The organism is Pantoea sp. B566 (genome assembly GCF_024793925.1).
GTDB classification, from domain to species: Bacteria; Pseudomonadota; Gammaproteobacteria; order Enterobacterales; family Enterobacteriaceae; genus Pantoea; species Pantoea ananatis.
The window spans coordinates 1,644,381-1,670,164 of the sequence record NZ_JANUQL010000003.1 but is presented as its reverse complement, the minus strand read 5'-3'; the positions used below and the strand labels follow the sequence as shown (position 1 = coordinate 1,670,164).

Genomic DNA, 25,784 nt, shown 5'->3' with positions numbered 1-25,784 from the left:
ACGCCAGAACCCAATCGCGTTCGTCTAGTGCGCGCCACCACCACCGCCACCGGCGGTAAAGGGCGGACGGGCAAACCAGATCAGCACCAACAGCACCAGAAAGACGCCCGCCGACGCCCAAAAAATCTCGTTGGCGGAAATGATCAATCCCTGATTGGTGATCTGCTGAGCGATGTACGCTGAGGCCTGCTGATGCGTCATGCCCATCCCCTCAAGCTGACTGTACATCTGCTGCGCATTAACGTTATAAGGCGTCACCGATTCGCTGAGATTACTGTGGTGCATTGCCTCACGATCCGTCCACATCGTGGTGGTGATCGACGTCCCTATCGAACCCGCCAGCGTACGCACGAAGTTCGACAAACTGGATGCCGCCGCCATCCGGTCGGGTGTCAAACCCGACAGCGTAATTGTGGTAAGTGGCATAAAGAAGCAGGCGACCGCGAAGCCCTGAATAAACTGTGGCCAGGCCGACGCGCCAAAGTCCATGCCCGGTTCAAACGTGTAAGCGCGCCAGTAGAAACAAATGGCATACATGATGAAACTGAAGGTGACCAGTTTCCGCATATCAAGCTTATGGGAGAACCGACCAATGATGGGCGACAGGATAACCGGGATAATCCCGACCGGCGCTGAGGCCAGCCCTGCCCAGGTCGCGGTATAACCGTAGACCTCCTGCAGCAACTGCGGCAAGAGAACGATCGACCCAAAATAGAGCATGTAGGCAAGGCTAATGGATAAGCAGCCTATGGTGAAGTTGCGCGATTTAAACAGCGACAGATCGACTATCGGGTGATCGTCTGTCAGCTCCCAAATCAACAGCATCACCAGCGCCAGCACCGCGACAATCGTCAGCACAATAATTTCTGTTGAGCTAAACCAGTCCAGCTCTTTACCGCGATCCAGCATCACCTGCAACGAGCCAACCCCGACCACCAGCAGCACCAGGCCAACGGTATCAATGGGGCGGATCTGGGTAGCGGTTTCACGACCACGCAGGGTTTGCAGCGTGAGCATGATGACCACAACACCAATCGGCACGTTGATAAAGAAGATCCAGCCCCAGTGATAGTTATCACTGATCCAGCCGCCGAGAATGGGGCCACATATGGGGGCCACAATCACCGTCATCGCCCAGAGTGACAGGGCGATACTGCGTTTTGCAGGCGGATAATTATTCAGCAGCAGGCTTTGCGACAGCGGGATCAACGGACCTGCAACGATCCCCTGAATTATCCTGAAGAAAATCAGCATTTCCAGGCTTTCGGACATGCCGCAGGCCCAGGAAGCCAGCGCAAACAGGATGGTCGACCAGGTAAAGAGTTTGACTTCACCGATGCGTTTGGCCAGCCAACCCGTTATCGGAATCGAGATGGCGTTTGCCACCCCGAAAGACGTGATGACCCAGGTCCCCTGGGAGTTTGAGGCCCCCAGGTTACCCGCAATGGTCGGTATAGCAACGTTCGCAATGGTGGAATCCAGAACCTGCATGAACGTCGCCAGGGAGAGCGCAATGGTCATTAAGACCAGCGGCATCCCTTTAAGCGGTGCTTGTGCCATTACAGCCTCCGGGTGATCATCCGGCGTTCGCGTGGACGATATCGGTAATCAGCTTATCAACCGGTGCAAGGTCAATGGCCAGGGCGTTGCTGCTGTAGGCAGCCTGCTGACGAACGCTGGTAGCCAGTGCGCTGCCGTCTTTATTATCGGTATCAATTTCTACCAATGTTGACAGCCCGATACGCAGAGGATGTTTAGCCACTTCGTCCTGATTCAACTCAATACGGACCGGCAGACGTTGAACCACTTTGATCCAGTTACCGGTGGCGTTTTGCGCCGGCAGCAGGGAGAACGCGCTTCCGGTTCCCATGTCCAGACCGACAACTTTACCGTGGTAAACCACATCGTCACCGTAGATGTCCGCCACAACGGTTGCCGGTTGGCCGATACGCACGCCAGCCAGTTGGGTCTCTTTGAAGTTAGCGTCTACCCACAAGTCGGTTGCAGGCACCACCGCCATCAGCGGCGTACTGGTATTGATTTGCGAGCCAACCTGCACGCTGCGGCGCGAGACATAGCCATCCATTGGGCTGCGAATGTCAGTACGTTGAAGTGCCAGCCAGGCATCACGCAGCTGTGCCGCACTCTGCTTCACGGCAGGCTGGTTTTCCAGAGAGGTATTCAGGATCATCGCCTGGTTCGCGTTATACTGCTGAACCGCCACATCCAGCTCCGCTTTCGCTGAAGCCACGGCATCGCGTGCATGTTGCAGCTCTTCACGCCCAATCAGGTTAGAGGCGCCCAGCGGCTCGCGGCGTTTCAGGTCGGCCTGCGCCTGATCTAACGCGGTCTGACGGAGCGCAATGGTGGCCTGATACTGTTTCGCGTTGATCATCTCCTGATGTACCTGGCGCACGCTGGTCGCCAGCCCGGTCTGGGCTTTTTCAAACGCCTGCTGTGCGTCGGTTTTATCCAGCGATACCAGCACATCCCCTTTTTTGACAAAATCGGTATCATCAAACCAGACTTTATTGACGCTGCCTGAGACCTGGGCCATCACCTGCACCTGGTTACCGGCAACGTAAGCATCGTCCGTTTCCTGATAGTGGCGTAGCACCAGGTACCAGTAAACGCCCCACGCAATGCCAAGCAGTACGACGACCAGCGCCAGTAATAGCAGCGCGCCTTTGCGCTTTTTCTTCTTGTTATTTACTGGCTGATGCGGGCTTTGCGCCTCTGATGCACTCATTTATTTCTCCACGTTTTCCACTTAATCGGCGGGTTAAACTCCGTTTTCACCATCGCCCGAGCCAAAAAAGCCAGCGACTAAGCGCTGGCCGGATAAAAGAGGGTTAAAATAACGATTTCGTCAGGTGATTGTGTCGCAGATCTTGCTATTACCGCGACAGGGAAGCAGTTAGTTTATCTTCTTCCATCTTATCCAGACGGGTAAGCAGCTTGCGGGTGATGTTTTCCAACTGTGACTTCTCATCACCGGTCAGTGAAGACCACAGGTATTGCAGGCTCTGATGTTGAGGCGGCAGCACCTGCTGCAGAAATGCATTACCTTTGTCGGTCAGATGCAGATGCAGGCAGCGGCGATCCTGCGCGCTTTCACGACGTTCAATCCAGCCCCGTTTTTCCAGCTCATCGGCAATGCGCGTGGCATTAGTCCGTGAGGAACCCAGGGCGGTGCTCAGCTCAGAAGGCTGAATGCTCTGGTCTTCCTGCGCATCCAGCGTCAGTAACGCCATAAACAGGGTTTCATTAATGCCCTGTTCTTTAAGCATTTTGTTGCGATTGTCCAGCAATTTACCCTGCATATGCATGCAAAGGCGCGTCAGGAGAATTTCCTGGAAGGGGAAATCCATGTGACGATTGGCACGGATATTTAACATTTGCTCAATGGGCGTAAACGAACTTTCCATCAGAAAAAACCTCACTAATTTCAACTTTTATAATCACCACGGTGGCAGCGTCATTGCTGAGTCTTCTGGCCTTAACAGGTCATCCTCAGGCTGTCGCACTGTGGTAGTTCAAGATCTGTCCTTGACCCCAGGGTAAAGGTTTTGCGCATCGATTTCATACGCGTTGGTCGTACAGTAAAACGGTACGACATCAAATGATTGCAAAAGAAAAAATAACTGGCGTGAATAACTTTGGGCCAACGATAGCAAACTCACACTCCGCTGAACAGGCTAAATCACACTATTCTGGCTATTCGTTTGTTCCTGGCGATGATTCCGCCACCAGATCAGTAAATTCAGGCAAGTCAGTGTCGCACCGGCCGCGCAGACGCCATACCAGCCCGCGAAATGGTAGGCATTGGCCGACAGCAATGAGCCTAGCGCACCGCCAATAAAGTAGCTGGTCATATAACCGGCATTCAGTCGGTTTCGTGCCTCAGGCTGGCGTGCGTATATCACGCTTTGATTGGTGATGTGCACGGCCTGAACCGCCAGATCCAGCACTAAGATGCCGACAATCAGCGCCACAAGCTGCTGCGCGCCCCAGGCAATGGCCGCCCAGGACAGCAACATCAGCAGCAAGCCTGCGCTGGTGGTGAGTTTGGCATGACCTCTGTCCGCCAGCGAGCCAGCTTTCCTGGCTGCCAGTGCCCCGGCGGCGCCGACCAGTCCCAGTAACCCGATTTCTCCTTCCGAGAAACCGTAAGGCGTGGCAGAGAGCAGAAATGCCATTGATGTCCACAGGATGCTGAAATTCGCAAAGGTAAGACAGCCGGTAACGGAACGGGTGCGCAGCACAGGATCGGCGGCATATAGCCGAAATAGGGAAATCAGCAATTGCGGATAATTCAATGAAACAGAAGGTGTGATGCGCGGCAGCGTGCGCCACAGCGCAATCGCCATCAGCAGCATAAATACGCTGGCGACCCAGTATACGGTTTGCCAGCCACCTAACTGCGCCAGGCCGCCCGCAACGGTTCGCGCCAGCAGGATGCCCAGCAGCAAGCCGCTCATGACCGTGCCGGTAACGTTGCCCCGCTTTTCCGGCTCTGCCAGCGTCGCGGCCAGCGGCACCAGAATCTGGGCCGCCACCGAAAAGAGTCCGGTGATCACCGTGCCTAACAGCAGAAAGGGAAATGAGGAGGAGAGAGCAATGATCACCATGCCCGCCGCCGCCAGCACCATCATGCCCACTATCAGGTCGCGCCGTTCCAGCATATCGCCAAGCGGGACCAGCAACAGCAGCCCACAGGCATAGCCAAGCTGTGCGCTGGTCACAATGAACCCCGCGAGCGCCACCGACAGGTCAAAGTGTTGGGCAATGGTATGAAGCAGTGGCTGAATATAATAATTGCTGGCAACACAGAGGCCAGTGGCAACGGACATCAGTCCCACCAGTGCAGACGTTAAACCAGGGCGAGATGTTGTCATAGGGAGGCAGAGGTAAATATTAATAAAGTGGCGTTAATAATAACCTAAAAAATTATTTGAGAGCTATGTTTATGTCATGCGCCTGTTAATCAGTCATAACGGAAAAAGGGCAGACAGGTGTCCGCCCTTCGTCTGCCTGCCGAGCCTTATTGAGTCGCGGCGCGCGCGTCGTTAATCCACTTATCAAACTGGGCCTGATGGCCCTTGATCCAACCGTCTACGTGGCGATTGATATCCTCTTCAGAATTTTGCCCTGCGTGCATGGCGGCATTTTCCGCATTGATATCACCAATCGGCAGTGTCATCTCAGCAAACAGTTTCGCGGCGGCGGGATTTTTTTCCGCCCAGGCTTTGTTGGCCACTATGTGCATCGTGTTGACCGGGAAGCCATAGTTCGCGCCGTTAGCCAGTTTGGTATCCACGCCTTTCTGTTCGCCCGGCAATGAAGAGAATGGCACCTGCAGCCAGACCACGTCGCGGCCTGGTTTAAGCACATCACTCAGCCAGTAAGGCGTCCAGGTGTAGTAAAGGACAGGTTTTCCCTGTTTAAAGCGCGCCAGAGTATCCGCGATCATCGCCGAATAGTTGCCCATGTTGGCGGTGACGGTGTTGCTCAGGCCATAAGCTGTGTTTTGGTGGTTAATGACCGCCTCGCAGCCCCAGCCAGGCGTACAGCCGGTCATATCCGCTTTGCCATCGCCATTGCTGTCGAAAAGCCTGGCAATCTTGGGATCTTTCAACTGGGCGATATTGGTGATGTGATACTTTTCAGCCGTTTTTTTATCGATGAGATAGCCCTGAGCCGCGCCGGAAACATAGGTTCCCTCGCGATAAAACGCCTGGCTCCCGCCTGCGGCTTTATACATATCGTCATGCAGTGGCCGCCAGTTGGTTGCCAGGAAGGTCGCATCACCCGAGGCGATGGTGGTATAGGCGACGTTGTAATCCACTTCGCTCGGTTTCTCAACGGTATAGCCCAGCTTCTCCAGGCCCCGGCTCACGAGCAGCGTCTGAAAAGTCTCTTCGGCAATCGTACTTTGTACCGGTTTCACCGTGATGCCTTTACCCGGCAGATCGGCCGCGAAAGCGTGAGAAGCAGAGAAAGTGGCCAGAATGGCAACGGCAGCAGGAAGCGTCTTGCGCATGATTATTCCTCGTTTTTATTGTCGCGATAACGGCGGCAGCTGACTGCCGCGCTCAATATTCAGGATTGACGGAAAGGACGCGTCAGCAGGCCAATGGGGCCGGTGTGATACCAGTGGCGACGGCCACGGCTGCGTTTGTCACGCGCCACCGACTGCGTCAGGCGGTCAAGGATAATGGCCAGAATCACGATGCCGACGCCGCCCACGGAGGCCAGGCCCATGTCCAGACGACCAATGCCGCGCAGCACCATCTGGCCCAGTCCACCCACGGCAATCATGGAGGCAATCACCACCATCGACAGGGCGAGCATCAGCGTCTGATTCACACCCGCCATGATGGTGGGCATGGCCAGCGGCAGCTGAACCTTAAACAGCAGCTGGCGCGGACTGGCGCCAAAGGACTCACTGGCTTCGATCAGGTCGGCAGGAACCTGTTTAATTCCCAGGATGGTCAGCCTGACAATGGGCGGCAGGGCAAAAATGATGGTGACGACGACGCCCGGGACATTCCCGATACCAAACAGCATGACAATCGGCACCAGGTAAACGAAGGCCGGTGTGGTCTGCATGGCGTCCAGCAGCGGACGCACAATACGTGCCGCACGTTCACTGCGCGCCAGCCAGATGCCCATAGGCAGGCCAATGATGATGCAAAACAGCAGGGCGGTGAGCACCAGCGCCAGCGTAATCATCGCCTGCGACCAGGCACCAATGGCGCCAATGGCGATCAGTGAAATCAGCGTGGCAATGCCCATTGCCGGACTGGCGATTTGCCAGGCGATTAACGCAAACAGCGCGATAGCCACCGGCGCGGGCATGCCCAGCAGCAGCTGTTGAAACGCGCTGAGGATATAATCCACCGGTACGCGAATGCTTTGAAAGACCGGACGGAAATGATTCACGACCCAGTCGATCCCTTCGGTGACCCAGTGATCCAGAGGAATCCAGGTTTTATGGAACGGATCCATAATAGTGAAATGGTCCGCCTGGGGTGCAGGCGCGTTGTTCAACCAGTCTGTGCTGCTGCTGGAGCTTGTCGCGGCACTGCCATCTGGCGTGCCCCACGCATCTGCACCGCCGGTGGCGGCATGATGGCCGCTGTCGGCGGCACTGCTCTGATCTGCGGCACCCGACCAGGGATCGCTACTTTGGCTGCTCTGGGTATCCGTCGGTGCCGGGTTATCCCATGGGGTTGCTGTGTCTTTACTCATTGCTGGCTCCTTCACGATCTAAAGCACGTAGCAGCGTGCTTTTCGATATCACACCGACGTATTGATTTTCTTCTCCCACCACCGGAACGGCACAGGGAGCCTGCGCCACGTGTGAGAGCAGTTCGTTTAACGAGGTCGTGGCAGGAACCGCCGATGGCGCGTCGAGCAGGGCGCTTTCCAGCCCTTGCCCTGCCGCCAGGGCCGCCTTGAGAGAGTCGGTTGACACTACGCCGATGAATTTCTGTTTCTCCAGCACGTAGCCGTAATCACGATCTTCTTCCTGCAGCAGTTGTATGGCCGAGCGCGGGCCTAATCCGGTCGCTTTGCGAATGAGCGCGCCAGCATTTCGGCGTGCAATATCGTTAGCGCTAAAGACGTGACTGATATCGACGCCGCGGAAGAACGTGCGGACATAATCATTGGCGGGATTATTCAGGATTTCATCGGGTGAGCCGACCTGAATGACTTCACCATTTTGCATAATGGCAATACGATCGCCAATGCGCATGGCTTCGTCCAGGTCGTGTGAAATAAACACGATAGTGCGCTGATGTCTGGCCTGTAATTTCACCAGTTCATCCTGCATTTCGGTACGAATTAAGGGATCGAGTGCAGAAAAGGCTTCATCCATTAATAAAATATCGGGATTAATGGCTAAAGCGCGTGCCAGACCTACACGCTGACGCATGCCGCCTGATAGCTCATCAGGATAGGCGTGGGCGTAATTTTCCAGCCCAACCTGACGTAATGCCTCAAGGGCTTTTTCCTGACGTTCTGCTAAGGGGATGCCGGCTAATTCCATGCCAAAAGCGGCATTATTTACAACGTCAAGATGCGGCATTAAGGCGAATGACTGAAATACCATGCTGATCTTATTTCGGCGAACCTCACGCAGTTCGCTGTCCGATATTTTTGCAATATCGACACCGTCAATAATCACCTGGCCGCGCGTCGGCTCTATCAGACGATTGAGAAGGCGAACCATGGTGGATTTCCCTGAACCGGATAACCCCATGATGACGAAGATCTCGCCTTCTTCAATGGCCAGACTGGCATTTTTGACACCGAGCGATAAGCCTGTTTTTTCGAGGATTTCCTCTTTACCACAACCCTTATCAATATATTTAAATGCCCTCTGTGGATTATCACCAAATACCTTATAAAGATTTTTTACTTCTAATTTTATTGTCATCCGTAATTAATGCCCTGATTAAATTATTTTAATGTAAAATGACGTACCCTGGTTCAATTTAAGCAGGCTATAACCTGACATACTCAGATTATCTGTCAACCCTGGTGTAAAATATTCATGGCTGGAAATCACGTCTTATCGCGATAATTTCCAGTCATCACAAGGGATGCGGGGAGATGAATTTTTTATGATTTATTTTAAAAAACGACAGTAATTAGACCGTGCAGCGCTGAGATATTGGCAGAATGACGAGCGGTAGGGAGGGAATGAATGAGAAATAATGACGCTGATTTAAGGGAAATAACAGCTTATTAATCAGCGCCAGTAATCATGACCGCCTGTGACCTGTTATGACGGCACAGACAACCTTAGAAACTCCAGTCTTCGTCTTCCGTTTCGACCGCTTTGCCCATCACGTATGAGGAGCCCGAACCCGAAAAGAAGTCGTGATTTTCATCCGCGTTTGGGGATAACGCCGACAGAATTGCCGGGTTAACCTGAGTTAATTCTGCCGGGAACAGCGCTTCATAGCCAAGATTCATCAAGGCCTTGTTGGCGTTGTAGTGTAGGAAGGTTTTTACTTCTTCCGCCCAGCCGACATCGCCATAGAGCGCTTCTGTATAAACAACCTCGTTTTCATACAGCGCCAGCAGCAGATCGATGGCGAACTGCTGCAATGCTTCGCGGCGGCCTTCATCAACCTGCTCAAGGGCTTTTTGGTACTTGTAGCCAATATAGTAGCCGTGAACGGCCTCATCGCGGATGATGAGCCGAATCAGATCGGCGGTATTGGTCAGTTTGCCACGGCTTGACCAGTACATCGGCAGCCAGAATCCTGAATAGAACAGGAACGACTCCAGAAAGACGCTGGCGATTTTTTTCTTTAACGGATCGTCAGCGCGGTAATGAGTAAGAATGATCTCGGCTTTATTTTGCAGCGCCTGATTCTCTTCGCTCCACTGATAAGCGGCATCCACATCGCTGGTATGACACAACGTCGAAAAAATCGAGCTGTATGAGCGGGCATGTACCGCCTCCATAAAGCTGATATTCGACAAGACGGCCTCCTCATGCGGCGTCAGCGCATCGGGCATTAATCCTGGCGCACCCAGCACGTTCTGGATGGTGTCCAGCAGCGTCAGGCCGGTGAATACGCGGATGGTCAACTGCTGATGCTGTTTATCCAGCGTCTGCCAGGCCGGCAGATCGTTGGACAAAGGGACTTTTTCCGGCAACCAGAAGTTGCTGGTCAGACGGTTCCAGACTTCAAGATCTTTCTCATCCTGAATACGGTTCCAGTTAATGGCTTGAATTTGTCTGAGTTGCATAATGGGTTCTCACAGTGCGCAGGAGACGCAGCCCTGAATTTCAGTGCCTTGCAGGGCCATCTGGCGCAGTCGAATGTAGTAAAGCGTTTTAATCCCTTTCTTCCAGGCGTAAATCTGCGCTTTATTAATGTCGCGCGTGGTCACGTCATCCCGGAAAAACAGGGTTAATGACAGGCCCTGATCCACATGTCGGGTCGCCTCTGCGTAGGTATCAATAATGGCTTCCGGCCCAATCTGGTAAGCGTCCTGATAGAGTTCCAGATTGTCGTTGGTCATGAAGGGGGCCGGATAGTAAACGCGACCGGTTTTGCCCTCTTTGCGGATCTCTATTCGCGACACAATCGGATGAATACTGGACGTGGCGTGGTTGATATAGGAGATCGATCCGGTAGGCGGTATCGCCTGCAGGTTTTGATTATACAGCCCCGAGGCCATCACCGATTCACGCAGTGCCAGCCAGTCGTTGTGACAGGGCAAGCTGATGCCCGCATCGGCAAACAGGGCGGCGATGCGGGCGGTTCGCGGCTGCCAGTCGCTTTGCAGATATTTGTCAAAATACGCGCCGGTGGCATAGGTTGAGGCGCTAAAACCGTCGAAAGTCTGCTGGCGCTCTTTTGCCAGCTGATTCGAGGCACGCAGTGCATAATAAGTCACGCAGTAGAAATAGAGATTGGTGAAATCCAGCGCCTCGGGTGATCCGTAAGCAATGCCTTCACGGGCCAGGTAACCATGCAGGTTCATCTGACCCAGACCGATAGCATGCGAGCGGCGATTGCCTTCCGCAACGGAGGGAACCGAGCCAATGTCACTCATATCTGACACCGCAGTCAGCGCCCGAATTGCCGTTTCTACCGTGTGGGCCAGATCGCCAGAATCCATCGCATGGGCAATATTCAGCGAGCCAAGGTTACAGGAGATATCTTTGCCCATGCGGCGGTAGCTGAGATCCTCGTTGAATTCGCTGGCGCTGTTCACCTGCAAAATCTCTGAGCAGAGGTTGCTCATATTGATGCGACCGGCAATCGGGTTATCCCGGTTTACGCTGTCCTCATACATGATGTAGGGATAGCCTGATTCAAACTGGATTTCCGCCAGCGTCTGAAAGAAATCGCGCGGCTGAATATAGGTTTTACGGATTCTGTCGTCCGCCAGCATCTCCGCGTATTTCTCGCTGATGCTGATATCGCCAAACGCCTGACCGTAGATTCTTTCAACATCGTAGGGCGAGAACAGCGCCATCGGCTGATTCTCTTTGGCAAGCTGGAAGGTGATATCCGGAATGACCACGCCCAGCGACAGCGTTTTAATGCGGATTTTTTCATCGGCGTTTTCGCGCTTGGTATCCAGGAAGCGCAAAATATCCGGATGGTGAGCATTCAGCCAGACTGCGCCGGCTCCCTGACGCGCGCCGAGCTGGTTAGCATAAGAAAACGCATCCTCCAGCATTTTCATCACCGGAATAACGCCGGAAGACTGGTTTTCAATGCGCTTGATCGGCGCGCCGGACTCACGCAGGTTCGACAGCAGAAACGCCACGCCGCCGCCGCGTTTAGACAGCTGGAGCGCAGAGTTCACGGCCCGGCCAATCGACTCCATGTTGTCTTCAATGCGCAGCAGGAAGCAGGAAACCAGTTCGCCGCGCTGTTGCTTGCCGCTGTTCAGAAACGTCGGCGTGGCGGGCTGAAAACGCCCACTCAGGATGGCTTCCAGCACCGAGCGCGCCAGGGTTTCATCGCCCTGCGCCAGCGTCAGCGCCACCATACAGGCACGCTGCTCGAAGGTTTCCAGGTAACGCTTGCCATCAAAACTTTTCAGGGTGTAGCTGGTGTAGTACTTCCACGCACCCAAAAAGGTCTTGAACGCAAAGCCCCATGCATCGGCTTCGTCGTGCAGTCCGCAGACAAAGTTAAAATCATACTGATTGAGTACGGAAGCTTCGTAGTAGCCTTCGGCGACCAGATAGCGCAGGCGATCGGCGATGCTGGCAAAGTGCTGGGTGTTGGGCTGCACGTGCTGAATAACAAACTGACGTGCGGCCTGCTGATCCTTATCAAACTGGATACGGCCGTCAGCGTCATACAGGTTCAGCATGGCGTTCAGCGCATGGTAATCCAGCGCTACGTCGTTGAGGGTATCTGTCGTTGCCAAAATTGGGTTACTCCCGCTTTCACATTGGCGATATCGTCGGGGGTTCCCATCAGTTCAAACCGATACAGGTAGGGAACCTGACATTTCTTAGCAATGATGTCGCCAGCCAGGCAGTAACCTTCGCCAAAATTACGGTTACCGGCGGCGATAACGCCGCGTAAGCCGTTGCGGTTGGCGTCATCATTGAGAAACTGAATAACCTGTCTGGGCACCGCACCGCGGTGGCTGCCGCCGCCATAGCTGGGCACGACCAGAATATAGGGCTGGTCAATGTGCAGCTGTTGCTTCGCGTCAATCGGTATGCGGCACGCGGGCAGGCCCAGACGGAGAATAAACCGATGGGTGTTTTCCGACTGGCTGGAAAAATAGACCAGTGGAAACATGCGGCTATCCGCCCATCGCCACGGACTGAGACAGGCCAGCTATCTTGTCAGGGCGGAACCCACTCCAGTGATCGTCACGCGTCATGACGACCGGTACCTGGCGGTAACCCAAGGCCTTGAGGTTATCGATGGCCTCCGGTTGCGTATCCAGGTTGATGAGGTGGTAGTCGATGCCCTGACGATCCAGTGCATTTTTCGTGGCATTACACTGGACACAGTTGTTTTTAGTGTAAATAATAATGCGCATGATTCGTATTCCTCTTTCATTGCGGTGCCGCTGCGGATAACGAAGTTTTTTTCCATGAATCAGGCTTCGTCCTTGCAAACATCTTGTGGTGTGACAATGAAATGAATACTAGATGTAGCGTTAATTGCGGTCAAGCGTACTATATATGGGGTTAATGGCCCCGGATGCGGCAAGCCAGTGGCGACGCGCCCTGCCACGCGAAAAAATATTTTGTAAAGCCAGTTGCGCAAAAAACAGGCATAAAAAAAGCCCCGCTCATTGAGCGAGGCTGATGATAACGGCAGGGCAGGGACTAGCGGCGGGACACTAACAGCGCGCCCAGCACAATCCCGACCGCAGCGCCGATGCCGACACCGTACCAGGGTTTATCATGCACATAGGCATCAACCTGATAGCCGGCGTCGCGGGCGGCCTGCGAAACACGATTGCCGCCACCGTTTAATTTCGCACGGGTTTGCTTCAGCAGCGCTTCCGCCTGGCTGCGGGCAGAATTAACCTCATCCTTCGCTTCGCTGCCGTAAGATTTCAGCAACGCTTCAAGTGAATCAGCCAGCTCGTTCACATCCTGATTGATATCAATGTCATCGTTTTTTTGCGTTCGATTAAACATTTTTGGCTCCCTTGTCATTAACACGTAATACTCAGTGTAGACCACGTTTGGCTTAACGAGGCGCGGGATGGCCCTTTAGGGAAAATTCCGAATGCCCGTGCAGCCACGCTGATGTAAGGTTGCGTGGCTTTTGAAGAGGAGAGGATCAAGCATGTATTTACGACCAGATGAGGTAGCGCGCGTACTGGAAAAAGTAGGCTTTGAAGTCGATGAGATTACACCACGCGCTTATGGCTACCGTCGTGGCGACAACTATGTTTATGTTAACCGCGAAGCGCGTATGGGGCGCACGGCGCTGATCATTCACCCAACGTTGAAAGAAAAAAGTCAGCCTTTTGCCGAACCGGCGTCAGAAATGAAAACCTGTGATCACTACACGCAGTTCCCTCTCTACCTGGCGGGTGATTCGCAGGAACATTATGGTATTCCACACGGTTTCAGTTCCCGCATGGCGCTTGAACGCTATATACAGAGCGTGTTCGGCTAGCGCATCCCGCCCCGTTAACGCGGGGCAACGATCCCTTCCCGTCGATGCCTGACCGTTTCGCCCGTTGCATTTCGGCGCCGTAATGCGTATAAATCTGCTGCATATAGATGTTTAGACGTCCATACGGATGGGATATATGAGCGAGCAGACGACTTCTTCGCAGGATCAATTTAAGCGAACCATGAAAGTTCGCCACCTGGTGATGCTATCGCTGGGCGGCGTCATCGGGACCGGCCTGTTTTTTAATACCGGCTACATTATTTCCACCACCGGGGCCGCAGGCACGCTGCTGGCTTATCTGATTGGTGCGCTGGTGGTATGGCTTGTGATGGCCTGCCTGGGTGAGCTGTCGGTCGCCATGCCTGAAACGGGGGCATTTCACGTCTATGCCGCTCGCTATCTGAGCCCGGCCACGGGCTATACCGTCGCCTGGCTGTACTGGCTGACCTGGACCGTCGCGTTGGGCTCCAGCCTGACGGCGGCAGGGTTCTGCATGCAGTACTGGTTTCCACACGTGCCGGTCTGGCTATGGTGCCTGGTCTTCTGCATCGCCATCTATCTGCTCAACGTGATTTCCACCCGTTTCTTTGCCGAAGGGGAATTCTGGTTTTCCATCATCAAAGTCATCACGATTGTCGCCTTTATCGTCCTGGGCGGCGCTGCCATGTTTGGCTTTATCCCGATGAAAGACGGCACACCCGCGCCGGGTTTGAGCAATATCACCGCACACGGCTGGCTACCTAATGGTGTATTACCGATTCTGATGACGATGGTCGCGGTGAACTTTGCCTTTTCCGGCACCGAGCTAATTGGCATTGCCGCAGGCGAAACCGAAAACCCGCAAAAAGTCGTGCCGCTGGCCATTCGCACTACCGTCGCGCGCCTGATCCTGTTCTTTGTCGGCACCGTTTTCGTGCTGGCCGCCTTAATTCCAATGGACCAGGCCGGCATCGTTAAAAGTCCCTTTGTGCTGGTATTTGAGAAGATCGGCATTCCCTGGGCGGCAGATATCATTAACTTTGTGATACTCACGGCCATCCTGTCTGCGGCGAACTCGGGTCTGTATGCCTCAGGCCGCATGCTGTGGTCGCTGGCCAATGAGAACACGCTGCCGCGCGCTTTCGCCCGGGTCAACAAACGCGGGGTACCGCTGCTGGCGATAACGGTCAGTATGATCGGCGGCCTGTTGGCGCTGTTCTCCAGCGTGGTCGCGCCGGATACCGTATTTGTGGCGCTGTCTGCTATCTCTGGCTTTGCCGTGGTGGCCGTGTGGTTGAGCATCTGCGCGTCGCACTACGTTTTTCGTCGTCGTCATGTGCAACAGGGTAAATCGCTGCAGGAACTGGTTTATCGCGCGCCGCTGTATCCGCTCACTCCCATCCTGGGCTTCCTGCTTTGCCTGCTGGCCTGTGTGGGGCTGGCTTTCGATCCCTCGCAGCGTATTGCCCTGTGGTGCGGAATTCCGTTTGTGCTGTTTTGCTATGGCGCTTACCATGTCACGCACAAAAAAACACAGGCTAAGGAGGCCAGGGATGTCGCATAATCCTGTTTCGCGCGCATTACAACAGTCTGCACCGCTAATTCTTGACGGCGCGCTGGCGACCGAGCTTGAGGCACGTGGTTGCGATCTGGCGGATGCGTTATGGTCCGCTAAAGTGCTGGTGGAGAACCCTGAGCTGATTTACCAGGTGCACTACGACTATTTTGCTGCCGGCGCGCGCTGCGCCATTACTGCCAGCTATCAGGCAACGCCGCAGGGCTTTGCGGCGCGGGGCCTCAACGAAACGCAGTCTCTGGCGCTGATCGCGCAAAGCGTCGAACTGGCTAAACGTGCCCGCGCAGATTATCTGGCGACGCAGGCCGAAGCAAAGATCCTGCTGGTGGCGGGATCGGTCGGACCTTACGGCGCGTTTCTGGCCGATGGATCGGAATACCGGGGGGATTACGCGCTGCCAGAGACTGAAATGATGGCGTTCCATCGCCCACGGATCAACGCATTACTGACGGCGGGCGTGGATGTACTGGCCTGCGAAACGCTGCCCTCCTTTGCAGAAGCCCAGGCGCTGGTTGCCCTGTTAGGCGAATTCTCTGACAGCCGCGCCTGGTTCTCGTTCACGCTGCGTGATGCCGAACACATCAGCGACGGTACGCCGCTGCGTGAGGTGGCGGCTTACCTCAATGCGCAACCGCAGGTGGTGGCATTAGGAATCAACTGTATTGCGCTGGAAAGCGTTACGCCGGCCCTGCAGCAGCTCCAGCGCCTGACGGACAAACCGCTGGTGGTCTATCCCAACTCGGGCGAGCAGTACGACGCCAGCAGCAAAACCTGGCACTCTGCGCCCTCTGGCTGCACCTTGCATGACAAGTTTAGCGAGTGGCAGCAGGCCGGTGCCCGGTTGATTGGCGGCTGCTGCCGCACCTCCCCCAAAGACATCGCGGCTATTGCCCGGCATTGTCAACCGCAATAAAGCGGCAGAATCGGGCGATGATAGCCCGATTGAGACAGATGAAAAGGTGGGAAGGGCGGTTTACACTGTGCTTCCTGACTTTTATCGGATCCTTCCATGAAACAGCACATTCTGGCGCTTGCCGCCGCGATGCTTCTGAGCGGCTGCGCCACCATTGTTGGCACTGAAACTCAATCGGTTCTGATCGATTCACAGCCGCCGGGCGCGCGTTTTACCGTGCAGGATGAAAACGGCCGCCCGGTTGCGGAAGGATACACGCCGAAAACCGTCGTCCTGGAGAAATCCAACCACCGCTACTTTGGCAAAAAACACTATCTGCTGATGCTGGAAAGTCCGGGCTATGTGCCAGTAACGGTGCCAATTGAGGCCCGCGCCAACCTCTGGTATCTGCTGGGAAATATTCCCCTGCTGGGTTTACCCGGTTGGTTACTGGTGGATCCGTTCTATGGCGGCATGTACAACCTCGAGCCAGAGCATCCCAGCCCTTACATGAATCCGGTCGGCGCGCGCGGCTGATTACTGGGCAGTGGGTTTGACCATGCTGCCCTGGGTTTTATGCCGTTCCAGATACTGATGCTGGAAAATGCACATACGGATCGTATTGCGGTACTCGCCATTGATAAAGAATTCGTGTTTTAGCACGCCTTCGATCTCAAAACCGAGTTTGCTGTAGATATGGATCGCTTTCTCATTTTCCTGATCGACAATCAGGTACAGCTTGTACAGGTTGAGGACTGAGAAACCGTAATCCATCGCCAGGCGGGCGGCCTGGGTTGCCAGGCCTTTGCCCTGATGGGTCGGATCGATGATGATCTGAAACTCAGCACGGCGATGGACATGGTTAATTTCGACCAGTTCCACCATTCCCGCTTTTTGCCCCTCATGTTCCACCACGAAACGTCGCTCGGTCTGATCGTGAATGTGTTTGTCGTAGAGATCGGACAGCTCAACAAAAGCCTCATACGGCTCTTCGAACCAGTAGCGCATGACGCTGGCATTGTTATCAAGCTGGTGCACAAAGTGCAGATCTTCTCTTTCCAGCGGGCGGAGTCTGATGGTCATTATCTTTCCTTACTTAGGCTGGAGCGGCAATGTGCTCAACGATCCGCCCCTGCGCCATGCGTACGGCACGGTCACACATATGGTCAATCACGTCAGGATCGTGACTCACCAGAACCATGGTCAGGCCATCCTGACGCTTGAGATCGTTAAGCAGATTGAGGATTTCAGCCTGTATTGACATATCCAGTGCTGATGTCGGCTCATCCAGCAGCAGTATTTTGGGCTGCAGCAACAGAGCGCGAACAATCGCCACGCGCTGACGCTGGCCGCCGGACAGCTGATGAGGATAACGATCGGCTAACGACGGGTCCAGCCCGACATGGCGAAATCTGTCATCAATACGATCGTCAATGTTATCCTGCTTAAGCAGCCTGAGCGGCTCAGCCAGCGTGCGGCGCAAACGGTGGCGCGGATGCAGGGAAGCATAAGGGTCTTGAAACACCATTTGCACGTCCTGGCGCAGCGCACCGGTAAAGGTTTTGCCTGGCTGCACCGGATGCCCGGCCAGCTGCATCTCGCCCTGCCAGTGGGGATTCAGTCCAGCCATAACCCACAGCAGCGACGATTTACCACAGCCGGACGGGCCGACCAGGCCAAAGCACTCACTGGCGTTCACCTGTAGATTCACGTCGTGCACCACCGTGCGGAGATCGTAACCCTGTTTGTGTGACACACTGAGGTTATGCAAATTAATCATTGTGGTTGGCCTCCAGCGCCGCGCGGTCCAGAACCGGCAGCGGTTGTCCATGTGTTGCTTTACTGGGACGGCATGACCACAGCGTACGGGTGTAGGGATGCGTGGCCTGAGGCAGATCGGCGGCCGGCAGCGTATCCAGCACCCGGCCTTTGTACATCACCATAACCCGCTCGCAGTGTTCCGAAACCTGTTGCAGGTCGTGGCTAATCAGTAGCAGGCCCATGTTGCGTGACTCAACCAGCTGGCGGATCAGCGACAGCACCTGATCGCGCATGGCGTGATCCAGCGCGGAGGTCGGCTCATCCGCAATCAAAAAAGCCGGATCGGTAATCAGGGCGATCGCCAGCATCACGCGCTGGCCCATGCCGCCCGAAAGCTGATGCGGATAGAACTGCATCAGGGCTCGCGGATCGGGCAGGCCCACCGCGTCCAGCATATCGCAGACTTTTTCTTTTCGTTCCGCCCGACTCAGGCGGCGATGCAGAATCAGCGGTTCTTCAACCTGCCAGCCGATCGTCCGCGCCGGGTTCAGCGCATACTTGGGATCCTGCATCACCATGGCCACGCGATCGCCACGAAGCTTACTCCAGCTGCGTTCGTTCAGGGTCAGGGCATTTTCACCGGCGACCTGGAGCTGGGTAGCTTGCAGATGCAGTGACGGAGACAGCAGTCCCATCAGGGTTCGTGCAGTAAGGGATTTGCCGGAGCCGGATTCGCCGACCAGCGCCACGCGCTCACGCCCGATAGAAAAGCTAATGTTATCGACCAGCGTCGCGTCGTCGCTGCGGATGCTGAGCGACTCTACCAGAATGTTATTTTGCATGTCGGGTATCCAGTCGGTCACGCAGGCCATCGCCTGTCAGGTTAAAGGCCAGGCTGGCAAACAGAATGGCCGCGCCGGGTGCAGCAGCGACCCACCACTGGTCAAATATGACCTTACTGCCTTCTGCCACCATTGAACCCCACTCGGCGGTCGGCGGTTGCACGCCCATGCCAAGGAAGCCCAGTCCGGCGGCCGCCAGAATAATCCCACCCAGGCTGAGTGCGGCGCGCACCACCGCGGTGGGCAGGCACAGCGGCAGAATATGGCCGAACATCAGGCGAAAACCGGTAATCCCCTGCATTCGGGCCGCCGCCAGATAGTCGCTGCGGCGCAGCGCCAGGGTTTCGGCTCGTGCCTGGCGGGCAAACGGAGGCCAACTGGTCAGCGCCAGAGCCAGCGCGCCGTTCATCAGTCCCGGTCCCATCATTGCGACCAGCGCCAGCGCAATCACCAGGTTGGGCAGCGACAGAAAAATATCCGTAATGCGCATTAATACGCGCTCGGTCCAGCCGCCCGCGTAACCCGCGGTGATCCCCACCAACAGGCCAACCGGAATGGTCAGAACCAGGATCAGCGAGACCAGCAGCAGCGTAGGGCGCGCGCCATAAATCACCCGGGAGAGTAAATCGCGACCAAATCCATCGGTGCCGAACCAGTGTGCAGCCGAAGGGGGCAGCAACCGGCTGGCGATGGTTTGCAGATTCGGATCGTAAGGGGCAATAAGCGGGGCCAGCACTGCCATCAGAATCACAATCGTCACCAGCGTCAATCCAATGGTTAACGAGGTGATGCGGCGACGGCGGCGACGGGGTCGCACCGTTTCAAGTTCAGTGAGTTGTTGCGTCATCGTGTTCTCGGGTCGGTTAACCAGGTGAGGGCATCCGCCAGCGCGTTAATCAGGATAAAGCAGCCGCCGATCAGTAAGGTGGCGCCTAAAATCGCCGGCACATCGCCAGAGAAAAGCGCATTGGTCATGTAGCGCCCCACGCCGGGCCAGGCAAATACGGTTTCCGTCAGGACCGAGCCTTCCAGCAAGGTCGCGTAAGAGAGCGCAATCACGGTAATCAGGGTGCCGAGCACGTTAGGGAAAATATGGCGCAACAGAATGCGCCCCCGTCCCGCGCCTTTGGCTCGTGCCAGCACCACATACTCTTTGCTGCTCTCTTCCAGCAGCGCCGCGCGCAGCAGGCGGGTGATGCCTGCCATCGCCAGGAGGCCCAGGATCACCACCGGTAACCATAAGTGCGCCACCGCATTCCAGAATATTTCCCGGTCACCCGACAGCCAGCTGTCAATCAGCACGAAGCCGGTTTTCGGCTCCAGCGTATAGGCCCAGATATCATCCAGCCGCCCAGGTCCGGCAGACCAGTGCAGAACCGCATAAAACAGCAACAGGCCCAGCAGGCCCAGCCAGAAAACCGGCACAGAGTAGCCCAGCAGGGAGATAAAGCGGGCGACGTTATCAATCCAGCTGCCGGGTTTCCACGCGGCAATCAGTGCCAGTGAAACGCCAAAGATGACGGCAAAAATCATCGCGCAGGTCGCCAGCTCGATAGTGGCCGGAAACGTCTGAAGCAGGTCGCTGCTCACCGGCTGGTTGGTCAGGCGGGATACGCCGAGATCGCCGCGCAGCAGGTGTTCAATGTAGTGCCAGAACTGCATCAGTACCGGCTGATCTAATCCCAGATCGTGACGCACCTGCGCGTAGGTCGCTTCGCTGGCATGATCGCCAGCGATTTGCTGTACCGGATCGATAGGGGACAGATGCGACAGCATAAAGGTGAACGCCAGCAAACCCAGCAGGGTGATCGCCAGCGACAGCAAGCCTGATGAAAGGCGGCCAACGCGCCGCCAGACATGCCGGGCGGGCCCGGCAGAAGAGGCAGACTGTGCCATTACTTCGTTACCTGCGAGTAGTAAACCATGTCCGGGTTAATGCCCTGAACATAGCCCTTGAGGTTATCGCGCAGGGCGATGAGGTTTTTCGCCTGCAGGCCAATCACATAAGGCGAGCTTTTCAGCACTTCACGCTGCATGGCCTGATACAGCTCAACGCGTTTTTTCGGATCGCTTTCAGCCGTTGCCGCCAGCACCTGTTTGTTCAGCTCCGGAATGTGCCAGTCGGAACGGTAAGCAATCGTCTTGCTGCCATCTTCCGGGTTATAGGCAAATGACGCGGCGTTGGTGTTCGGATCAAAGTAGTCTGCGCCCCAGGCGTTGATCGTGCCTTCGTAATTATGCGCTTTGACGCGGGTCGAGACTTCAGAGCTCAGTCCCGGTAACACTTCCACTTTCACGCCGCCCTTGGCAAAGCTGCCCTGCAGGGCCTGAGCGATATCCAGGTAGGGAGGCTGATTGCTGGTAGACAGGGTGAAGCTGACGTTAGTCAGGCCGGCCTTTTTCAGAATCGTTTTGGCTTTTTCAGGATCGTAACTGTAGGGGTTGTCGTTTAATGCACCCAGAAAACCTTTCGGCAGAAACGTCTGGTGCACATCGAACTGGCCTTTCAGCAGCTGTCCGGCAATGCCCTTGTAGTCAAACAGGTAGCGCGCGGCTTCCCAGAAGGCCGGATTTTTTAAGGCGGCGTTGTTTTTGTTGCCGATGTTGAACTGAATGTAATACAGCGAGGCCATCGGAATGGCTTCGGTTTTCACACCGCTTTTGCCCTGCAGCGAGGCGATCTGATCGGCCCCCAGATTACGGGCGATGTCTGCATCACCTTGCTCAAGCAGCAGACGGCGGGCCGCGGGTTCCGGCACGTTCTTGATCAGAATATTTTTGATCTTTGGCGCCCCGGCTGGAGAGGTCGGATTGGCGGTCAGGATCACGGCCTGGTGCATCACGACCTTGCGAATCTGATACGGGCCGCTACCGGCGGAGTGCGTAGCCAGCCAGCCGTTCCCCAAATCGCCTTTTTCGGCGTGCGCGCTAACGGTTTTTTCATCGACGATGGAGGACACTGGTGCTGACAGCAGGCTCAGCACATAGGCCGGGCTGACGTCGGCCGTCCAACTGATTTGCACATGGTCGTCATCGACCTTTTTCAGGAAGCTATCCACATTATCTTTATTCCAGCCGAGCTGGGTAAGAATAAAGGAGGGATCCAGATTCAGTTTCACGACGCGACCCAGCGAGAAGATCACATCTTCCGGACGCAGTGGATTGCCGCTGGAGAATTTAGCGTCTTTACGCAACGCAAATGTCAGGCTGCGATTGTCACTGCCTGGCTGCCAGGACGTTGCCAGCGTGGGTTTTAAATCAATTGGGTTCTGCGGGTCGGACTGGACCAGCCGCTGATAAATATTGGTGAACGCCTGTACGCTGGTGAGTTCAAATCCCTTCGCCGGATCGAAGCTGTCGGCATCATCGGTCGACTGCACCACGACTAACGTATCTTTTGGTGTGGCAGCATTGACGCTAAAGGCGGTGGCCAGTGACAAGGCCAGTAGTGATGGAATTATTTTTTTCATGGAAAATCCTTGCCTGAGAAAGTAACGCGAGTGTACGAAAGGGCTCATGCAAAGAATAGTCCATTATCGGCTAATGATATGCAAAAAAGTTATAACAAATGCAGCCCGGTTATAAGACGCAAACAAAACGGCTGTGCGAAACAGAAACGGTTAATAAACGAGATGGCAATTGAGCGGTTATTTTCCTTTACCCGAAGGGCCCGGCGTTTATACTACGTGAAAATATTTGCAGGAGTCATACATTGGACAGTCACCCTAAACGCGATTTAACTCCGGCAAGCTAACTGCATTTCGCTGCTTGCCACACGGCGGGCAGCAATCCTTTCTTTAGATCACGATTGCTCTCCTTGAAATTAACGCTGTAGTCACCGCGAGAGCACGCTATGTTGATGTATATTCTGGCACTTTTTCCTCCGCCTCGACAGGCGTAGCTGTGGGCTGCGCACCCTTTCACTTTCAGCTTTCTTTTGCTTTGCGTTTATTTCGCAAGGCCCGACATCTGTCGGCCTGATATTACGGCCGCAGGGTGGGGAAAATAACTTTTTCTAAGAGACGGGCTGATTCAATAAACCGGTAATCACCGGAAAACCAGGCATGCATTATTTGGCATGCAGGATATCTGTTGCTTTAAATCAGGGAGATGTCGACATGAGCGACATGAAACTCGAACAAGCCGCGATGGCTTACCATGCGCATCGTGCAGCAAAAAAATCAAACACCCCTTATGCCATTGAACGTGAAGCACGTTATCGCACCGATGTGACGCTGACGAATCTGCACAGCAGCTTTGAGGGGCTGACCCATGTGGAAGCCAGCGCGCGGCTCAATGACTATGGTCGTAATGAAGTCATGCATGAGAAGGCGCCCTCTGCGTTTATCCAGCTGATTACGGCATTCAATAATCCGTTTATTTATGTGCTGATGGTTCTGGCACTGGTGAGCTTTATAACGGATTACTGGCTGCCGTTGCGGGCTGGTCAGGAAACCGATCTCTCGGGCGTGACGATTATTCTTACCATGGTGACGCTGAGCGGGCTGCTGCGTTTCTGGCAGGAGTTTCGCACCAATCGTGCCGCTCAGGCGCTGAAATCTCTGGTGCGCACTCAGGTGACCGTGCTGCGTCGGGAAGAGGGCTGTGCAATCTCCCGTCGCTACGATATCGATATGCGCGAACTGGTGCCGGGGGATGTCATTTTACTGAGCGCGGGCGATCTGGTGCCTGCCGATGTGCGCCTGCTGACCTCACGCGATCTGTTCATCAGTCAGGCGATCCTGACTGGGGAATCCCTGCCGGTAGAAAAAAACGATCTCAGCGCAGGCGTGGAGATTGAAGAGCAACCCGGTCGCAGCGTGCTTGAGCTGAAAAACAGCTGCCTGATGGGGACCAATGTTGCCAGCGGCACGGCCAGAGCATTAGTGGTCGCCACCGGCAGCGAGACCTGGTTTGGTTCGCTGGCGGCCTCTCTGTCCGGCCGCCGTCCACAGACATCGTTTGACCGCGGCGTGAACAGCGTTTCCAGACTCCTCATCCGTTTTATGTTGGTGATGGTGCCGATTGTCTTACTGCTGAACGGCTTTACCAAGGGCGACTGGATGGATGCCATGCTGTTCGCGCTGGCCGTTGCGGTGGGCCTGACACCGGAAATGCTGCCCATGATTGTCAGCGCCAATCTGGCAAAAGGCGCCATTGCGATGTCGCGCCGAAAAGTGATTGTTAAACGCCTGAACGCCATTCAGAACCTGGGAGCAATGGATGTGCTCTGTACTGATAAAACCGGCACGCTGACACAGGACAATATTTTGCTGTCGGCGCATCTCAACGCTAACGATGAAGAGGATGCCCGCGTCCTGCTGCTGGCATGGCTTAACAGCAGCAGCCAGAGCGGTGCGAAAAATTTAATGGATCGCGCCGTGCTGAAGTTTGGTGAGCAAACGCTGTCTAAAGCGCAGTGCAGCCAGTTTCAGAAAGTGGATGAGCTTCCTTTCGACTTCGTTCGTCGTCGTGTCTCGGTCATCGTGGAGGATTTGCAAAGCCACCGCCCGTTGCTCATCTGCAAAGGCGCTGTAGAAGAAATGCTGGCAGCGGCGACCACGCTACGTCAGGGCGATACCACTCTTCCACTGTGCGAGCAAAAGCGCGCAGAGCTGCTCGCGCTGACCCGGCATTATAACCAGCAGGGTTTTCGTGTGCTGCTGGTGGCTACGCGTGAGCACGGGATATCGGTGCCGCTCAGCCGTGAAGATGAGTGCGAATTAACGATTGAAGGCCTGCTGACATTCCTTGATCCGCCCAAAGAGAGCGCGGGCAAGGCGATACAGGCACTGAAAGACAGCGGAATTCGCGTAAAAGTGCTGACCGGCGATAATCCCCTTGTGACGATGCGCGTCTGTCAGGAAATCGGGCTGGCTTCAGAAGCCATGCTGACCGGTAATGAAATCGAGGCTATGAGTGACGACGAGCTGCGCCGCGACGTCGAGCGCTGCATGATCTTCACCAAACTTACGCCTCAGCAGAAGTCACGCGTGCTTAAATTACTGCAACAGAATGGACATACCGTTGGCTTTCTTGGCGATGGCATTAATGATGCGCCCGCGCTGCGCGAGGCGGATGTCGGCATTTCGGTCGACAGCGCGACAGATATCGCCAAAGAGTCGTCCGACATTATTTTGCTGGAAAAAGACTTAGCGGTACTGGGCGAAGGCGTACTGAAAGGGCGTGAGACCTTTGGCAATATCATCAAGTACCTGAACATGACGGCCAGTTCGAATTTCGGCAACGTGTTTTCCGTGCTGATAGCGAGTGCGTTTATTCCTTTTCTGCCCATGCTCTCTGTGCAGTTACTGATTCAGAACCTGATGTATGACGTCTCTCAGTTGGCGTTGCCCTGGGATAAAATGGATCGCGAGTTTCTGCGCAAACCGCGTAAATGGGATGCGGGTAACATCAAACGTTTTATGCTGTGGATGGGGCCAACCTCTTCCATTTTCGATGTCACAACCTTTGCGCTGATGTGGTATGTGTTTGGCGCCAATCACGCCGGTGCGCAGTCGCTGTTCCAGTCCGGCTGGTTTGTTGAGGGTTTACTGTCCCAGACGCTGGTGGTGCACATGTTACGGACGCAGAAAATCCCCTTTGTTCAGAGCTGTGCCCGGTTACCAGTGCTGCTGACCACGCTGGGTATTTCCGCCGCCGGTATTCTGCTGCCGTTCTCGTCGCTTGGCGCAATGGTCGGGTTAGTGCCCCTGCCATGGCACTATTTCCCCTGGCTGGTGCTGACGCTATTCAGCTACTGCCTGGTCGCGCAGGGAATGAAAATGTTTTATATCAAACGTTTCGGCCGCTGGTATTAATCTGCCTGCAGGAATAAACCGATAACGTCATAAACGACAGGTGGATGCCGAAACCGCGTTGGCAAGGCATCCACCGCCCACCGTACTCTCCCCGCATTGCTGCCGATCGCACACTTTGTTTTGGATCAATCCGTCGAAAGTGATGCCATAAATGTAAGCAAGCTACTGGTCATTCCCTCTCTCCCGCCAGATTTCTCTGATACAATTTGCACATTATTCACCGCGCCAGCGTCGGGGGATCTTGAGGTGAGCCGGTATGGGGCA

General features: G+C 55.1%; 23 protein-coding genes. 5 read left to right on the top strand and 18 right to left on the bottom strand.

Going from position 1 to position 25,784, the window contains the following annotated elements; all coding sequences use genetic code 11:
• Positions 1-24: 24 nt before the first annotated feature.
• The 12 genes from emrB to NYE92_RS09290 all read right to left on the bottom strand — a co-directional run bounded on the left by emrB (position 25) and on the right by NYE92_RS09290 (position 13,162).
• Complete coding sequence (gene emrB / locus NYE92_RS09345; RefSeq protein WP_013026871.1) at positions 25-1,560, bottom strand: multidrug efflux MFS transporter permease subunit EmrB; 1,536 nt, start codon at positions 1,558-1,560, stop codon at positions 25-27.
• Between the two features lie 16 nt (positions 1,561-1,576).
• The gene (gene emrA / locus NYE92_RS09340; RefSeq protein ID WP_013026870.1) at positions 1,577-2,749 is read right to left on the bottom strand and encodes a multidrug efflux MFS transporter periplasmic adaptor subunit EmrA; all 1,173 of its coding nucleotides are present in this window, start codon (positions 2,747-2,749) and stop codon (positions 1,577-1,579) included.
• A 148-nt stretch (positions 2,750-2,897) separates the two neighbouring features.
• Entirely contained in the window at positions 2,898-3,428 is a 531-nt protein-coding gene (gene mprA / locus NYE92_RS09335) for a transcriptional repressor MprA (protein ID WP_259018890.1), read from the bottom strand.
• 270 nt (positions 3,429-3,698) lie between these two features.
• Positions 3,699-4,898: an MFS transporter gene (locus NYE92_RS09330; protein ID WP_014605194.1), complete on the bottom strand. Its 1,200-nt coding sequence runs from the start codon at positions 4,896-4,898 to the stop codon at positions 3,699-3,701.
• 146 nt (positions 4,899-5,044) lie between these two features.
• Positions 5,045-6,043 carry a glycine betaine/L-proline ABC transporter substrate-binding protein ProX gene (gene proX / locus NYE92_RS09325; protein ID WP_013026867.1) on the bottom strand — a complete coding sequence of 333 codons (999 nt, stop codon included), beginning with the start codon at positions 6,041-6,043 and terminating at the stop codon, positions 5,045-5,047.
• A 59-nt stretch (positions 6,044-6,102) separates the two neighbouring features.
• Positions 6,103-7,254, bottom strand: a complete 1,152-nt coding sequence (proW, locus tag NYE92_RS09320) for a glycine betaine/L-proline ABC transporter permease ProW (protein ID WP_089517113.1) — start codon at positions 7,252-7,254, stop codon at positions 6,103-6,105.
• A complete protein-coding gene (proV, locus tag NYE92_RS09315; RefSeq protein ID WP_013026865.1) occupies positions 7,247-8,446 on the bottom strand; it encodes a glycine betaine/L-proline ABC transporter ATP-binding protein ProV in 1,200 nt (399 codons plus the stop codon). Before proV ends, proW begins: the two co-directional genes overlap by 8 nt.
• Positions 8,447-8,814: 368 nt before the next feature.
• Positions 8,815-9,774, bottom strand: coding sequence for a class 1b ribonucleoside-diphosphate reductase subunit beta (nrdF, locus tag NYE92_RS09310; protein WP_014605198.1), 960 nt, complete (start codon positions 9,772-9,774; stop codon positions 8,815-8,817).
• 9 nt (positions 9,775-9,783) lie between these two features.
• Entirely contained in the window at positions 9,784-11,922 is a 2,139-nt protein-coding gene (gene nrdE, locus NYE92_RS09305; RefSeq protein WP_116585197.1) for a class 1b ribonucleoside-diphosphate reductase subunit alpha, read from the bottom strand.
• Positions 11,892-12,305, bottom strand: coding sequence for a class Ib ribonucleoside-diphosphate reductase assembly flavoprotein NrdI (gene nrdI / locus NYE92_RS09300; RefSeq protein WP_013026862.1), 414 nt, complete (start codon positions 12,303-12,305; stop codon positions 11,892-11,894). The genes nrdE and nrdI overlap by 31 nt, the downstream gene beginning before the upstream one ends.
• A 4-nt stretch (positions 12,306-12,309) precedes the next feature.
• The gene (locus NYE92_RS09295) at positions 12,310-12,552 is read right to left on the bottom strand and encodes a redoxin NrdH (RefSeq protein WP_014605200.1); all 243 of its coding nucleotides are present in this window, start codon (positions 12,550-12,552) and stop codon (positions 12,310-12,312) included.
• 292 nt (positions 12,553-12,844) lie between these two features.
• Positions 12,845-13,162, bottom strand: coding sequence for a DUF883 family protein (locus NYE92_RS09290; RefSeq protein ID WP_014605201.1), 318 nt, complete (start codon positions 13,160-13,162; stop codon positions 12,845-12,847).
• A gap of 151 nt (positions 13,163-13,313) precedes the next feature.
• Here NYE92_RS09290 and NYE92_RS09285 point away from each other — a divergent pair, with 151 nt between their 5' ends.
• The 4 genes from NYE92_RS09285 to NYE92_RS09270 all read left to right on the top strand — a co-directional run bounded on the left by NYE92_RS09285 (position 13,314) and on the right by NYE92_RS09270 (position 16,633).
• The gene (locus tag NYE92_RS09285) at positions 13,314-13,649 is read left to right on the top strand and encodes a DUF2002 family protein (protein WP_014605202.1); all 336 of its coding nucleotides are present in this window, start codon (positions 13,314-13,316) and stop codon (positions 13,647-13,649) included.
• Positions 13,650-13,785: 136 nt separating this feature from the next.
• Positions 13,786-15,192: an S-methylmethionine permease gene (mmuP, locus tag NYE92_RS09280; protein WP_014605203.1), complete on the top strand. Its 1,407-nt coding sequence runs from the start codon at positions 13,786-13,788 to the stop codon at positions 15,190-15,192.
• Entirely contained in the window at positions 15,182-16,117 is a 936-nt protein-coding gene (gene mmuM / locus NYE92_RS09275) for a homocysteine S-methyltransferase (RefSeq protein WP_110015949.1), read from the top strand. The genes mmuP and mmuM overlap by 11 nt, the downstream gene beginning before the upstream one ends.
• Positions 16,118-16,213: 96 nt before the next feature.
• A complete protein-coding gene (locus tag NYE92_RS09270; RefSeq protein ID WP_015699658.1) occupies positions 16,214-16,633 on the top strand; it encodes a hypothetical protein in 420 nt (139 codons plus the stop codon).
• Here the strand turns inward: NYE92_RS09270 and speG are convergent, their stop codons facing one another.
• The 6 genes from speG to NYE92_RS09240 are packed head-to-tail and all read right to left on the bottom strand — an operon-like array spanning position 16,634 to position 22,169.
• Positions 16,634-17,179, bottom strand: coding sequence for a spermidine N1-acetyltransferase (speG, locus tag NYE92_RS09265; protein WP_013026855.1), 546 nt, complete (start codon positions 17,177-17,179; stop codon positions 16,634-16,636).
• Positions 17,180-17,192: 13 nt separating this feature from the next.
• Positions 17,193-17,876, bottom strand: coding sequence for an ABC transporter ATP-binding protein (locus tag NYE92_RS09260; RefSeq protein WP_015699659.1), 684 nt, complete (start codon positions 17,874-17,876; stop codon positions 17,193-17,195).
• Entirely contained in the window at positions 17,869-18,699 is an 831-nt protein-coding gene (locus tag NYE92_RS09255; protein WP_022623562.1) for an ABC transporter ATP-binding protein, read from the bottom strand. The genes NYE92_RS09260 and NYE92_RS09255 overlap by 8 nt, the downstream gene beginning before the upstream one ends.
• Positions 18,689-19,546, bottom strand: coding sequence for an ABC transporter permease (locus NYE92_RS09250; RefSeq protein ID WP_013026852.1), 858 nt, complete (start codon positions 19,544-19,546; stop codon positions 18,689-18,691). Before NYE92_RS09250 ends, NYE92_RS09255 begins: the two co-directional genes overlap by 11 nt.
• Positions 19,543-20,595, bottom strand: a complete 1,053-nt coding sequence (locus tag NYE92_RS09245; RefSeq protein WP_013026851.1) for an ABC transporter permease — start codon at positions 20,593-20,595, stop codon at positions 19,543-19,545. Before NYE92_RS09245 ends, NYE92_RS09250 begins: the two co-directional genes overlap by 4 nt.
• On the bottom strand, positions 20,595-22,169 hold the full coding sequence (locus NYE92_RS09240) for an ABC transporter substrate-binding protein (RefSeq protein WP_019106312.1): 1,575 nt from the start codon (positions 22,167-22,169) through the stop codon (positions 20,595-20,597). The genes NYE92_RS09245 and NYE92_RS09240 overlap by 1 nt, the downstream gene beginning before the upstream one ends.
• 648 nt (positions 22,170-22,817) lie before the next feature.
• On the opposite strand from NYE92_RS09240, the gene mgtA reads away from it, so the two are divergent.
• Complete coding sequence (mgtA, locus tag NYE92_RS09235) at positions 22,818-25,520, top strand: magnesium-translocating P-type ATPase (RefSeq protein ID WP_110015947.1); 2,703 nt, start codon at positions 22,818-22,820, stop codon at positions 25,518-25,520.
• Positions 25,521-25,784: the final 264 nt, after the last annotated feature.